Annotated in this window: 12 protein-coding genes and 1 pseudogene; 7 read left to right on the top strand and 6 right to left on the bottom strand. The window is 72.9% G+C overall.

Annotated elements, in window-relative coordinates:
* Positions 1 to 49: 49 nt before the first annotated feature.
* The 7 genes from LX83_RS19915 to LX83_RS19885 are packed head-to-tail and all read left to right on the top strand — an operon-like array spanning position 50 to position 5,728.
* Positions 50 to 301, top strand: coding sequence for an acyl carrier protein (locus tag LX83_RS19915; RefSeq protein ID WP_253773594.1), 252 nt, complete (start codon positions 50 to 52; stop codon positions 299 to 301).
* A 5-nt stretch (positions 302 to 306) separates the two neighbouring features.
* Positions 307 to 1,536, top strand: coding sequence for a beta-ketoacyl-[acyl-carrier-protein] synthase family protein (locus LX83_RS19910; protein ID WP_253773592.1), 1,230 nt, complete (start codon positions 307 to 309; stop codon positions 1,534 to 1,536).
* A complete protein-coding gene (locus LX83_RS19905) occupies positions 1,533 to 2,528 on the top strand; it encodes a beta-ketoacyl synthase N-terminal-like domain-containing protein (RefSeq protein ID WP_253773590.1) in 996 nt (331 codons plus the stop codon). The genes LX83_RS19910 and LX83_RS19905 overlap by 4 nt, the downstream gene beginning before the upstream one ends.
* Positions 2,525 to 2,887 carry a 3-hydroxyacyl-ACP dehydratase FabZ family protein gene (locus tag LX83_RS19900; RefSeq protein WP_253773588.1) on the top strand — a complete coding sequence of 121 codons (363 nt, stop codon included), beginning with the start codon at positions 2,525 to 2,527 and terminating at the stop codon, positions 2,885 to 2,887. Before LX83_RS19905 ends, LX83_RS19900 begins: the two co-directional genes overlap by 4 nt.
* Positions 2,884 to 3,312 carry a 3-hydroxyacyl-ACP dehydratase FabZ family protein gene (locus LX83_RS19895; protein ID WP_253773586.1) on the top strand — a complete coding sequence of 143 codons (429 nt, stop codon included), beginning with the start codon at positions 2,884 to 2,886 and terminating at the stop codon, positions 3,310 to 3,312. Before LX83_RS19900 ends, LX83_RS19895 begins: the two co-directional genes overlap by 4 nt.
* Positions 3,309 to 4,052, top strand: coding sequence for a 3-oxoacyl-ACP reductase FabG (gene fabG / locus LX83_RS19890; RefSeq protein WP_253773584.1), 744 nt, complete (start codon positions 3,309 to 3,311; stop codon positions 4,050 to 4,052). The genes LX83_RS19895 and fabG overlap by 4 nt, the downstream gene beginning before the upstream one ends.
* Entirely contained in the window at positions 4,049 to 5,728 is a 1,680-nt protein-coding gene (locus LX83_RS19885; RefSeq protein ID WP_253773582.1) for a phytoene desaturase family protein, read from the top strand. Before fabG ends, LX83_RS19885 begins: the two co-directional genes overlap by 4 nt.
* Here LX83_RS19885 and LX83_RS19880 read toward each other — a convergent pair.
* The 6 genes and pseudogenes from LX83_RS19880 to panD all read right to left on the bottom strand — a co-directional run.
* Positions 5,694 to 6,140 carry a VOC family protein gene (locus LX83_RS19880; RefSeq protein ID WP_253773580.1) on the bottom strand — a complete coding sequence of 149 codons (447 nt, stop codon included), beginning with the start codon at positions 6,138 to 6,140 and terminating at the stop codon, positions 5,694 to 5,696. The two genes, LX83_RS19885 and LX83_RS19880, sit on opposite strands and share 35 nt — an antisense overlap.
* Positions 6,137 to 8,953 (bottom strand): helix-turn-helix transcriptional regulator, encoded by a 2,817-nt coding sequence (locus LX83_RS19875; protein ID WP_301328580.1) that lies wholly within the window; start codon positions 8,951 to 8,953, stop codon positions 6,137 to 6,139. The genes LX83_RS19880 and LX83_RS19875 overlap by 4 nt, the downstream gene beginning before the upstream one ends.
* Before the next feature lie 443 nt (positions 8,954 to 9,396).
* On the bottom strand, positions 9,397 to 10,512 hold the full coding sequence (locus tag LX83_RS19870) for a zinc-binding dehydrogenase (protein WP_253773576.1): 1,116 nt from the start codon (positions 10,510 to 10,512) through the stop codon (positions 9,397 to 9,399).
* On the bottom strand, positions 10,509 to 11,303 hold the full coding sequence (locus tag LX83_RS19865; protein WP_253773573.1) for a phytanoyl-CoA dioxygenase family protein: 795 nt from the start codon (positions 11,301 to 11,303) through the stop codon (positions 10,509 to 10,511). The genes LX83_RS19870 and LX83_RS19865 overlap by 4 nt, the downstream gene beginning before the upstream one ends.
* Positions 11,304 to 11,319: 16 nt before the next feature.
* On the bottom strand, positions 11,320 to 12,348 hold the full coding sequence (locus LX83_RS38725) for a TauD/TfdA family dioxygenase (RefSeq protein ID WP_407649636.1): 1,029 nt from the start codon (positions 12,346 to 12,348) through the stop codon (positions 11,320 to 11,322).
* Positions 12,349 to 12,354: 6 nt separating this feature from the next.
* Positions 12,355 to 12,786, bottom strand: a pseudogene (gene panD, locus LX83_RS37900) (aspartate 1-decarboxylase); the annotation flags it as partial.
* Position 12,787: the final 1 nt, after the last annotated feature.

Below are 12,787 nucleotides of genomic sequence, written 5' to 3'. Positions count from 1 at the left end.
CGCCGGACCCAATTCCGGCATTTACCCGGATCTCGTGGGGGAACACCACATGGAACTCACCACCACCGATCAGTCCGCCCGCATCAAGCGACTCGTGTGCGACATCCTCGAACTGTCGGAGGACGAGGTCACCGACACCAGCCGCTTCGCGGAGGACCACGGCGCCGACTCGCTGCGCGCGATCGAGATCCTCGCGGCCCTGGAAAAGGAGTTCCGGATCGTCATCGACCAGGAGGAGATGGCCAACATGGTCAACCTCCGCGGTGTCGAGGACGTCGTCGTCCGCGCGCTCCGCACCTGACCGCGATGACCCCCTACCGCACGACCGACGACCGGGTGGTGCTGACCGGTCTCGGCGTCGTCTCCAACATCGGCATCGGCGCGTCGGAGTTCGCCGAGGGCCTGCGCGCGGGCCGCAGCGGCGCCGCGCCCATCACCACGTTCGACACCACCGGTTTCGCCCACGCCAACGGCTGCGAGGTCACCGGATTCGACCCCGAGGCGGTGCTCACCCGCGTACCGGTCGACGACCTCGGCCCCGCCACCCGGTTCGCGGTCGCCGCGGCACGGATGGCCGTCGAGGACGCGGGCCTCGACGAGGAACTGCTGCGCGGCCGGCGTGGGCTCGTGTCCGTCGGTACCACCGACGGCGAGTCGCAGGACCTCGACCGGCTGGTGGAGACCGATGTCCGCCTCGGTGCCGGGCACCGGGACACCAGGCTGGCGGAACGCATCCCGGCGGGCCGGCTGTCGTCGTCGGTCGCGGCCGAGTTGGGGCTCACCAACGTCGAGCCGGTCACCATCGGCACCGCGTGCGCGGCGGGCAACTACGCGATCGGTCACGGCTACGACGCGCTGCGGGCGGGTGAGGTCGAGTTCGCGATCTGCGGTGGCGCGGACGCGGTGTGCCGCAAGACGTTCACCGGTTTCTACCGGCTCGGCACCATCGCACCCGACCACTGCAGGCCGTTCGACCGCAACCGCAGGGGCATCCTCACCGGCGAGGGCTCCGGCATGGTCGTGATGGAGACGCTCACGTCCGCACTGGACCGCGGCGCGCCCATCTACGCTGAGGTGCTCGGCTACGGCCTCAACTGCGACGCCCACCACCCGGTGGCACCGGACCGCGCGAGCGTGGCCCGCTGCATCCGGCTCGCACTCGACGACGCGGGTGTGGCACCGGCCGAGGTCGACCTGATCTCCGCGCACGGCACCGGCACCAAGGCCAACGACGTGACCGAGGCCAGGGCGATCCACGACGTCTACGGCGGCGAGCCGCCACGCGTGGTGTCGCTCAAGTCGATGCTCGGTCACACGATGGGTGCGGCGAGCGCACTCGCCGCGATCGCCTGCGCGCTCGCCATCACCCACGAGTTCATCCCGCCGACCATCAACCACGTCGAGACCGACCCGGACTGCCGGATCGACTGCGTGCCCAACCAGTCGGTGCGCGCGGACCTCCGGATCGTGCAGAACAACGGGCTGGCGTTCGGCGGCAACAACGCCGTCCTGATCCTGGGCAGGTGCCCCCGATGAGCACTCCGGTGATCACCGCCTGGTCGGCGGTCTCGGCGTTCGGCATCGGGCGCGCGGCGTTCGACACCGGCCTCGCCGCTCCCGTCGGCGGTGTGGCCGGGAACGCGGACACCCGCGAGGTGCCCGGCTTCGACATCCGCGACGTGCTGGGGCCCAGGGGCACCAGGTCGATGGACCGGCTCACGGGTCTCACGCTCGCGGCGGTCGCCGAACTCGTCGGCGAGCACGCGGCGGTAGCGGAGGGCACCGACACCGCGCTCGTCCTCGGCACCACGACCGGCAGCGCGCAGAGCGCGATGGCGTTCACCCGCTCGTCACTGGAAGCCGAGCGGCCGTTCTACGTCGACCCGGCGGTGGTGCCGAACGGTGTCATGAACCGCGCCGCGGGACAGGCCGCGATCCGGCACCGGCTGATCGGTCCCAACACGACGATCGCGGGTGGACGGGTCGCCGCGCTGCAGGCACTGCAGTACGCGGGGAGGCTGCTGGGCGCGGGCCGTGCCGGCACCGTGCTCGCGGGTGGCGTCGAGGAGCTGACCCCGGCCCGACTGTGGCTGGAACGCAACAGCGCGCAGGGCAGGCACGGCGTGATCGGCGAGGGCGGCGCGTTCTTCGCGGTCACCACGGACGCGCGGCACGCGCTGGCCGACGTCCTCGCCGTGCGCTCGCTCGCGCTGGCCGGGGACGACCAGGAGAAGGCGATGCGCCGGTGCGTCACCGCCGCGCTGGCACGGGCGGGCGTGCCAGCGGCCGAGGTGTGGGCCGTCGCACCCGGGAACTCCACCGTCGAACTCTTCGACGACGCGGTCGTCATCGCCCCCGAGGACCGGTTGGGCGAAACGGGTGCGGCGTCGGGTGCGCTGCAGCTCGCCGCGGTGCTGAGCACGGCGGCACGCACCCCGGGCGCGGCCGGCCGGATCGCGGTGATCGCGTCGGTGGAACACGGCGCGGTTGTGGCGTGCGCGGTGCTGCGGCTGCGGGGCCGCTCGTGACCAGCGTGGTGACCGCGGCCGTCCTCCCCCGGCCCGTCGGCGACCGGGCGGCCCGCGCGGAGATCGCGCTGTCCCCGGACGAGCCCGCGTTCGCCGGTCACTTCCCGGACTTCCCGGTGTTGCCGGGTGTCTGCCTGATCGAGATCGCCCGGCGTGCCGCCGACCGCTGCCTGCCGGACCTCGGCTGCGCCGAGGTGACGTCCGCCCGGTTCACCGGCGCGGTCCGGCCCGGCGACACGCTCCGCGTCGACCTGAAGTGGACCGGCGACGGGCCTGCCGACTGCACCGTGACCGTGCGCGCCGGCGCGGACCGGGTCGCCACGGTCCGGCTGCGCTACACCGCCGAGGCGCGGCCGTGAGCGAGGACATCACCGCACTGCTGCCGCACCGACCGCCCATGCTGCTGGTCGACCGGGTCGTCGCACGCGGGCCCGGCCGGCTCGTGGCCGAACGGACCGTGACACCCGGCGACCCGTGGCTGCGCGCCGGCGGGTTCCCCGATGCGCTGCTGCTGGAGTCGTGGCTGCAGGCCGCGGCGCTGCTGTTCGGGACGGGCGGCGCGGGACTGCCGGTGGTCGGCGCGGTGACCGGGGTGCGCGTGCTCCGCGCGGTCGGCGCCGAGGACGTGCTGCGGCACGAGGTCCGCGTGCTGGCGCGGACCGACGACACCGCGGTGTTCGACGGCGAAACCACGACGAAGGGGCAACCGGTGCTGGCGGTCGAGCGGGCGGTCGTGGCCCGCCGCCCCGCCAGCGCGGTGCGACGAAACGGGGGGCAGGGATGACAGGGCAGAACGGCGTGGCACTGGTCAGCGGCGGGTCGCGCGGTATCGGCCGGGCCGTGGTGCGCGGGCTCGCCGCGGCCGGCTGGGACGTCGCGTTCTGCTACCGCTCCGACGTGGCCGCGGCCGAGAAGGTCGCCGCCGAGGTGCGCGAGCTGGGCAGGCGGGTGCTCGCGGAACAGGCCGACGTGACCGACGGCGCCGGTGTCGCGGCGTGGGTCCGCAGGACCGAACACGAGCTGGGCCCGGTCTCGGTGGCCGTGACGGCGGCGGGCATCACGCGTGACGGTCCACTGGTGCGGATGCGCGCCGAGGACTGGCACGACGTGGTCGACACCAACCTCACCGGCGCCTACCACGTCTGCCGTCCCGTCGCGTTCGGGATGATGAAGCGGCGGGCCGGGTCGATCATCACGATCTCGTCGGTCGCCGGGGTCCGCGGCCACGCCATGCAGACCAACTACTCCGCCGCGAAGGCGGGACTCGTCGGCTTCTCGCTCGCGCTGGCCAAGGAGACCGGGCGGCACGGCGTGCGGGTCAACGTGGTGGCGCCCGGGTTCATCGAGACCGACATGGTGGCCGCGCTCGGCGAACGCGCGGCCGAGGACGCGCTGGCGGTCATCCCGCTCAACCGCTTCGGCAGGCCGGAGGAGGTCGCGGACCTGGTCACCTACCTGGCCTCGGACCGGGCCGGCTACGTCACCGGTGCCGTGTTCGCCATCGACGGCGGCATCTCCCTGTGAGCACGGGTGAACGCTGGGACGCGGTCGTCGTCGGCGCGGGTGTCGGCGGGCTGGTGTGCGCAGGCTACCTCGCCGTCACCGGGCACCGCGTGCTCGTGCTGGAACACCACGACGTGGCGGGCGGCAACAGCCACGTGTTCCGCAGGCGCCGCGCCTACGAGTTCGACGTCGGCGTGCACTACCTCGGCGACTGCGGCCCGGACGGCCTGCTGACCGCGGTCCTCGCCGGGCTCGGCCTGGCCGGGCGCGTCCGGTTCCGCGAGCTGGACCCCGACGGGTTCGACGAGATCCGGGTGCCGGGCGCGCACGTCCGGGTCCCCGCCGACTGGCGGTCCTACCGCGACCGCCTCGCCGCCGTGCTCCCCGGAGAGCTGCCCGGTCTGGACACGTTCCTCGACGTCGCGCGGGCGGTGGCGACCGCCCAACGCGCGATGCTGCTCGCCCCCGACCCGGCCGGACTCCGCGCCGAGGCGGGCACTGTGCTGGCGTGGAGCCGTCGCACGCTGACCGACCTGTTCGACCACTGTGGACTGTCCGCGCGGGCGCGGACGTTGCTCGCGGCGCAGTCGCCCAACTACGGGCTCCCGCCGAACCGGACCCCGGTCACCGCGCACGCCACGGTGATCGACCACTACCTGCGCGGCGCCTACTACCCCGTCGGCGGCGGGCAGGAGATCGCCGCCGCGCTCGTCGAGGCCATCGAGGCGCACGGCGGCGCGGTCCGCACCCGCAGCCGGGTGCGGCGGATCCTCGTCGAGGGCGGCGCGGTCACCGGCGTGGCCCTGGCGGACGGCCGCACCGTCCACACCGGACTGGTCGTGTCGAACGCGGACTACGTGCGCACCGTGCTCGAACTCGTCGGCCCGGAGCACTTCGCGCCGGGCATCGTGAACCGGGCGCGGACCGCGACGCCCGCGCTGCCGCTGGTGTCGGTGTACGTCGCGCTCGACCGCGAGCTGGACCGCGCCGACGCGGCCAACCTGTGGTGGTACCCGCACGACGACATCGAGCGCGCCTTCCGCCGCCTCGACCTCGGCGACCTCGACGAGATCCCCTACCTGCTCGCGTCGTTCGGCTCGCTCAAGGAGCCCCGCGCCTGCCCACCGGGACACGCGAACTTCCAGCTGATGACCACGTGGCCGGCCGACCGCGAGCTGTGGGGCGCGGCCGGGGCCCGCTACCGGCGGGATCCCGCCTACCGCAGGGCGAAGGCACGCGTCACCGACGCGGTGCTGGCCGCCGCCGAGGCCGCGCTCGGCCCGTTCCGCGCGCACCTGACGCACGTCGAGACGGCGACGCCGCTGACCCAGGAGCGGTACACGCTCTCCACCGGTGGCACGCCGTTCGGTCTCGCGCACTGGGGCACCCCGTCCGACCGGCCCGGTGTGCGCACCGGCATCGGCGGTCTCTACGTCGCTGGCCAGAGCACCAAGCAGGGCAACGGGATAACCGGTGTCGCGGTCAGCGGGATCACCGCGGCCTCGGCCATCACCGGCAGGCCGCTGCTCGCCGAGGTGCACGGCGGTGCGGTCCTCGGCGATCCCGGTCGGCTGCCCGCCAGGACCGCCGACTGGGACGCGCTCGCCGTCTCGCGCGGCCGGGAACGTCGAGGCGCGCGCGGTCTGGCCCGCCTGGACTCCGTCAGCTCGTCGGGCTCTGCCGTATCTCGATCGTGACGCCCGCCCGGGCGCGCGTGTCGAAGTAGGTGAAGCCGCTCCCGTCCGGCCGCCGTCCGGTCATCCACGGCCGAACGCCGAGGCCGGCGGCGGCCGCCGTCCCCTCGGCGAGGTCGTCGACCACGAACCCGAGGTGGAACACGCCTTCGCCGTGCGTGTCGAGGAACTGCTGCTGCGGCGAGTCGCCGTCACCCGGCTCGACGAGCTGGTACTGGATGCCGCCGACGTCGGCGTACTTGTACTTCAGGCCGAGGAAACCGTCGCGGCTCGGCACGTCCAGCTCGGTGTACTGGGTGAGCGGCGGGTAGTCCTGCCACGGCCCGATGCCGACCGAGGTGTAGAACTCGACCGCGCGGTCGATGTCGGCCACGACCACGCAGATGTGGTGCAGCCGCTGGAAAGGTGAGTTCATCCGACGAGCCTGCCTGTCTGCTCCTGGCCGGCGACGAGCAGCTGGCGCGGCAGCTCCCTGCGTCGGCGGATCGATAACTTGCGGTAGGACCGCGTGAGGTGTTGCTCGACCGTGCTGACGGTGATGGACAGCGCCTCCGCGATCTCCTTGTTGCTCCACCCGTCCGCGGCCATCGCGCTCACGCGCCGCTCGGCCTCGGTCAGGCTGGTGAGCCTGGCCTGCCCCTCGGCGGGCGCGGTGCCGCCGGTCCAGCGCCGGGGCGCGCGCTTCACGGGTGCCTTCGCCCGCCACTCCCGCGTCAGCTCCACGATCCTGCGGGTGACCGCGACGGCGCGCTTCGCGTCGCCGCGGCGGGCGAAGAACGTGCCGAGGTCGGTGAGCGCGTCGGTCAGCTCCAGTCTCGCGTCCACTCTGGACAGCACGTCCACGGCCTGTTCGAGCAGTGCCTGGCGGCGCCCGGCCTGGTGTATCGACGCCAACAGCCGCAGGGACAGCCCGCGCCCTCGGGACGGCGAGTCGCCGAGCAGCCGGAGGTCCTCCTCCAGCAGCCTGCGCGCCTCGCCCTGGTCGCCGAGCCCGAGCCAGGCGCGGGCGGCGCCGAAACGCCACGACACGAGGCCGGGCGTGGCGATCTCCCACGCCGCGATCAGCTCGCCGCACTGCGTGAATCGCTCGAGTGCCGAGCGGTACTGCCGTGCTGCCAGGTGGTACTCGCCGCACGCGGTGAGGTAGACCAGGCCGTAGACCGACTCGAACATCGAGGCGGGCACGGGCTGCCCGACGAGCGCCCGTGCGTCGGCGTGCCTGCCCTGCGCGGTTGCGGCGAACAACGCGGTGGCGAGCGGGATGCCGATTCCGGCGCCCCACACCCGTGCCGGCACGCCGGACAACGCGGCCCTCGCGTGCGCCTCGGCCTCGGCGTAGTCGCCGCTCTGCAGGGCGACGATCCCCCGCATGCCGTCGAGCACCGCCTGCCACGCCGGCGCGTGCCTGCCCTCGATCTCCCGCATGACGTGCTCGGACCACGACACGGCCTGGTCGGTGCGTTCCGCGGCGACCAGCGTGACCACCGCAGCGGTGAGCCTGGGCAACGTGCCCTCGTTCACCGGGGTGGCCGCCAGGAGCGCCTCCGCCGCGTCCGCCGCCTCCTCGTCCCGCACCCAGCGGACCCGGCCGAAGGTCAACAGCGGGCACGACGACGCGGTCAGCCCCACCGGCGGCTGCTCGGCGTCAACCTCAAGGTCCGGCAGCCTGGCCCGCAGCCGCTGGTGCACCGCCGGGAATCCGGCCGACATCATCGACACGGCCTCGGCGAACGCCGACCTGGTCGCCGCGTCGAACGTGTCGGCGCGCTCGTGCAGTGCGGTGAACGCCTGCTCGGCCTCTGCGACGTCGCCGTGCCACAACAGGTTCTCCGCCACCGCGACGGCGCGGTGGTCGGTCAGCTGTCCCTCGATCACCAGCTCCGCCAGCCCGTGCAGGCGTCGCACGGCCCCGATCGGGTTGACCCGCCACTCCACCGCGGAGAGCGCGAGCGCGGCCTCGGCCTCCTCCATCTGGTCGGCGGGTTGCCGGTGCACCAGGTACAGGTAGGCGGTCGCGTCCTCGGCCTGTCCCGCGAGCAGCGCCTGCTCGGCGGCGTCCGCGAGCACCCGGCCCGCGAACGGCTCGTCGGTCACCCCGCAGACGAGCAGGTGCCCGGCGACCTCGCGGGTGGGCGCGCCGGTCTCGAACAGCAGGCGGGCGGCTGCCCGGTGCAGCCCGATCAGCTCGTCGCGGTCGGTCCCGGCGAGCACGGCCGCGCGGGCCGCCGGGTGCCGGAAACGCAGCCAGGACAACAGGCCCGCCTGGCCCAGCCAGTCGGCGACAGCCTCGACGGTGGCGATGTCGGTCCTGGTGAGCCGGGCGGCGAGCAGCGCGGTCGCGGTGTCGCCGAGCACGGCCAGGGCGGTGACCACCTTCCTGGCCAGCTCGCCGCCCGCGCGCAGGCAACTCCGGTACGCGCGCTGGAAGTTCTCTCCCGGTACGACGCGGCGCGGCACGGCGCCGGCGGCGCCGCCGGTGCCGCCGGGGTCGCCGCCGTCGTCTCCCCGGTCGCGCAGGTCGGTGATCAGCGCGAACAGCAGCAGCGGGTTGCCGCCGGTGATCCGCACCGCCTGCTCGGTCAGCGCCGTGGCCGACCGCCCGACGTCCTCGGCGAGCACGTCCTGCACCCCGTCCGCCGACAGCGGGCGCAGGGTGAACCGCCGCACCCGCTGGTGGCGGGCCAGGTAGTCGTGCAGTTCGGTGCCCGTGCCCGGCACCCCGGCGGTCTCGGTGAACGCGAACGTGACCGGAAGGCCGGCGGACGCGCGGATGAAGTGCAGCATGAACTGGACGGCCTCGGCGTCCATGTGCTGGATGTCGTCGACGCAGACGACCAGGTGCGACTCCTGCGCCACCTCGGTGAGCACGCGGGAGGCCCGGTGCAGCACGCGGGCGTTGAACCGCGGCGCCGCCGCGCTCACGTACCGGGTGAGTTCGTCGGCGCTGCCGGGTCTTCTCGGCTGCGGTACCAGTCCACCGACGAGCTGGTCGACGACGCCGGACGACACCTCAGGACCGGCCGGGAACGCGACAGCCGTGAGCACCACGGCACCGCGCGAGCGCGCGATCTCGGCGAAGCGGGTCAGCACCGCGGTCTTCCCGGTGCCGACCGCGCCGCCCACCAGCACAACGTTCGCCTCGCGCTCGTTCCGCGTCGAGTTCACCAAAAACCGGACATGATCCAATACGGCATCGCGTTCCGTGAGCAGCACTTGGGTACCCCCCATGAGAACTGATTCCCCACACGTAACGACACCATACTAAACATGACGAGGGAAGCGAGAGCCTTCAAACTCCGCCATTCGTGTGACTCGCGACCAGCGACGATCACTGTCCGTAGCGCATATTGCCAACAAATATCCACTTCCGGGTAACTCATCGCATGGACATTCGCGCGGCCCGCAAAGGCCGGAGAACGGATACCGCGGTCCCGCTTTTCCGCTACCGGAATACCGGAACCAAAGAATTCTCGGACGCATTTCCCCGATGCCGGATCACCAGCTCGGGCCGCATCCGGGCAAACGGCAACGGCTGGCCGCCACCCCGCCACGGGCCGCCGGACAAGACGGATCCGGTACACTCCGCGAAATTCGCCCACCTGCTGCCGTCCCCGGCATTCGCTCGCCATGTCCGAGTTCACCGAGCTGATACCGAACGCGACACCGACCCGTCAGCTCGTCAGCACGGCCTTCATCACCTCCCCCGAGGCGACCGAGGACATGGCGGTCGCCGCCGCGGCGAGCGGGTACGTGGTGACGAGCGCACCGAGGTCGAACCTGCCGGTCAGGACGGGTAGGAGCCGGACGTACTCGACCAGGTGGGCCCCGGAGAACGCCCACGACCCGACCACGTCGAGCTGGCGGTACACGATCTGGTGCGGGTTGATCGTGGTGTCGCCCGCGTCCGTGTACTGCCCCACCACCAGGTAGGACCCGCCTCGGCGGGCCAGCCGCATCCCCTGCGCTATCGCCGACGGCACCCCGGTGCACTCGATGACCAGATCCGCGCCCCGGCCCCCGGTCAGCTCGACGACCTGGTTGAGCACGCAGTCGGGGTCCCTGGCCTCGACGATGTTGACGTGCTCGTCGCCGATGCCGGACCGGGCCGCCAGGCTCAGCCGGCTCGCCGGGCCGCCGACCAGGATCACCCGCGCCGCGCCCGCGAGCTGCGCGAGCGCGGCCGCGGCGAGGCCGACCGGGCCGCTGCCCTGCACCACGACCACCTCACCGAGGCGGACCGGGCGGCGGTCGAGCAGCGCGTGCACCATCGTCGGGCCCGCGCACGCCAGCGACATGGCCGCCACCGGGTCGACCCGCTCCGGCAGCCGCACGATCGTGCTCCCCGGCCGCAGGCAGATGTGCGTGGCCCAGGAGCCGAACAACGACGGCGGTGTCGTCGTCGGCCGGTTCACCCCGCACGTCTGCCGGTTCTCGCACAGCGTCGGCTCGCGGTACTGCCGGCACGGCACGCACCGCCCGCACGCGATCGACGACGCCCACATCACCACGTCGCCGACGGCGAGCGGGCCGCCGCCCGCCTCCGCGTCGGCACCGGGCCCCAGCTCGGCGACGACCCCGAGCCCCTCGTGGCCCAGCACCAGCGGGGTCGGGATGTCCAGGTGCCCCTGGCACAGGTGCAGGTCGGTGCCGCAGATCCCGCTGTACCGGCAGGCGATCACGGTGTCGCCCTCCCCCGCCACCGGGATGTCGAACTCGCGCAGCGCGAGCGGCGCGTCGAACCGCTCCAGGACGACCGCCTGCGCGCCCCCGCCCACCGCGCCAGTCACCGGGACACCCCGGTCACCACGTCCGTGGGCCGCAGCGGTGTGGTGTCGCGGCCGACGAGGTAGTCCGGCCGCGGGTTCGGCGTCATCGGCAGGTTGCGCGTGTCGTTGTAGGTGACGATCAGCAGCCTGCGCGGGTACGGCGACATGTTCGGCGCGGAGCCGTGCACGATCTCCGGGTGGAAGAACACCACGGACCCCGCGCGTGCCTTGACGCTGTGCAGGCCGCGCTCGGCCACCACGCCGGCCAGCTGGTCCGGGCGCAGCGAGATGTCGTCCGGGTCGAGGTGCTGCTCGGAGCGGTGCTGGTCGGACCGGTGCTCCCGCAGCTCACCCAACGTGTGCGAACCGGGGACGACGATCAGCGGGCCGTTGAACTCGGTGCTGTCGTCGAGCAGCACCGCGACGTTCACCAGCCGCGGTGCCGGCAGCAGGTCGGCGAGCTGCCAGGCGAGGAAGTCCTGGTGCCAGCCCCACTTGTCGCCGCCGAACGCCGGCTTGGCGTTGATCTTCAGCTGGTAGACGTAGACCTGGTCGGACAGCAGCGCGTGCACCGGACCCAGCAGCCGCGGGGTGCGGACGAGGTCGGCGAACTCCCGCTGCCGGTGGTGCGACGCGTAGATCGCGCGCACGCGGTCGGAGTCGTCCTCTAGGACGCGCTGCGGGCCGGGCACCCGCGCGTCGGCGTCGAACGCCGCGCACAGGTCCGCGACCTCCGCGGCGCTGAACAGGTTCTCCACCACCAGGAAACCGTCCCGCTGGTACCGGGACACCTGGTCCGTGCTCAGTTGCATGATCCTTCTCCCCTTGTCAGGCGGTTCTGCCGACCGCGCTGTGCACGACGTGGCCATCAGCCGGGCGCGATGCCCGCGACCGGCGCAGATCAAGGCTGACGAACACCCGTTGCAGCCACCGGTCCCGCCCGTCGTAGCGCGCGCGGAACGCGGTCCTGCCGTGCAGGCACAGCCGGTTGTCCACGATGGCGAGGTCGCCTGGCCGTAGGACGAGCGTCCTGGCCACCGCTGCCAGGCTCGCCCCGAGCGCGGCCATCGCCTCTCGTGCGTCGTCGTCGATCGCTTCCGTGCTGGTGAAGTCGACCCGCACGTCCGGGTCCTCCGGGTTGCCCCGGAAGATGCCCTCCGGGCCCGGAATGTCGTCGACGAGCCCGAACGACCCGGGCGGCGACGTGAAGTACTTCGGTTCGTGCAGCGCCATCCGCACGTCGGCGGGCAGCAGCCGCGCGGCGAGGCGCGCCGACGCCACCTTCAGCCCGGCCACGTTGTCGTGGTCGTTGCGCAGGCACGCCAGCCCGACGTAGTCCGGCCGGTTGGCGTGGAAGGCGTTCTCGATGTGCATGGTCAGCTCGGTCGAGCCCGCGTTGCCCTGGAACTCCTCCATCCCCGGGACCGGCACCACGTCCTGCACCAGCGCGCCGGACTTCTCCTCCCGGAACGCGTACAGCTCGCCGAGTTGCGAGGCGATCATGGTGATCGCCGCAGCGGGCACCGTCGGGTGCCGCTGCACGGAGCCCGGCACCGTCGGGGTCGGCGGCAGCCGGTCCGGGTCCACCGGCAGACCGCGGACGAGCAACACCGCTTCGTCACCCGGGTCCCGGCGGAACCGTGCCAGCCGCCTGCGCAACCGCAGCGGCAGCGCGGCGGAGGCGTCTCTCGCGGCTTCCACCCAGGCGCGTGAGTCGAGTTCCTCCGGTCCCGTCGCGCACAACCGCGCCGCGAGCACCTCCAGTTCCCGTTGTTCCTCACCGGTCAGTTCGAGCACCGCGTCCTGATCGCTCAGGTCCGGCGGGCTCGTCCCGGCCGCGTCCGTGTTGACCGACACGTGTCCTGCTCCCTCCAGTCCGTTTCGTGTTGCCGCTCTTCGGCCCGCGAGCACCGGGGCACCCGCCGCGGTGGCCGGGTCGGAACCCCGTTCGAGAATCCGGTTGTGCTCGTCGACGAACACGACCGACGGCACCACCGACGCGGCCTGTTCGTCGGGCACGAGCCCGTACCCGATGACGATCATGAGATCGCCCGCGTGCACGAGGCGGGCGGCGGCGCCGTTGACCTTGACCACGCGCGAGCCGGGCTCGCCCTCGATCACGTAGGTCTCGAACCGGGCGCCGTTGTTGATGTTCACCACGTGCACCAGCTCGTGCGGCAACAGGTTGGCCGCGGTCATCAATTCGGGGTCGAGCGTCAGGGACCCCACGTAGTTGAGGTCGGCCTGGGTCACCGTGGCGCGGTGGATCTTCGACTTGAGCAGCGTGCGGAACAAC

The organism is Goodfellowiella coeruleoviolacea, from assembly GCF_024171785.1.
Lineage (GTDB): Bacteria > Actinomycetota > Actinomycetes > Mycobacteriales > Pseudonocardiaceae > Goodfellowiella > Goodfellowiella coeruleoviolacea.
Note: the sequence above shows the minus strand (reverse complement) of the source record. Positions and strands in the feature narration are given on the sequence as shown.

Excerpts from the sequence above, each read along its gene's own strand:
- LX83_RS19910 (WP_253773592.1), top strand. The coding sequence starts at position 307 with ATGACCCCCTACCGCACGACCGACGACCGGGTGGTGCTGACCGGTCTC.
- LX83_RS19875 (WP_301328580.1), bottom strand. The coding sequence starts at position 8,953 with ATGGGGGGTACCCAAGTGCTGCTCACGGAACGCGATGCCGTATTGGAT.
- fabG (WP_253773584.1), top strand. The coding sequence starts at position 3,309 with ATGACAGGGCAGAACGGCGTGGCACTGGTCAGCGGCGGGTCGCGCGGT.
- LX83_RS19880 (WP_253773580.1), bottom strand. The coding sequence starts at position 6,140 with ATGAACTCACCTTTCCAGCGGCTGCACCACATCTGCGTGGTCGTGGCC.
- LX83_RS19905 (WP_253773590.1), top strand. The coding sequence starts at position 1,533 with ATGAGCACTCCGGTGATCACCGCCTGGTCGGCGGTCTCGGCGTTCGGC.
- LX83_RS19915 (WP_253773594.1), top strand. The coding sequence starts at position 50 with ATGGAACTCACCACCACCGATCAGTCCGCCCGCATCAAGCGACTCGTG.
- LX83_RS19865 (WP_253773573.1), bottom strand. The coding sequence starts at position 11,303 with ATGCAACTGAGCACGGACCAGGTGTCCCGGTACCAGCGGGACGGTTTC.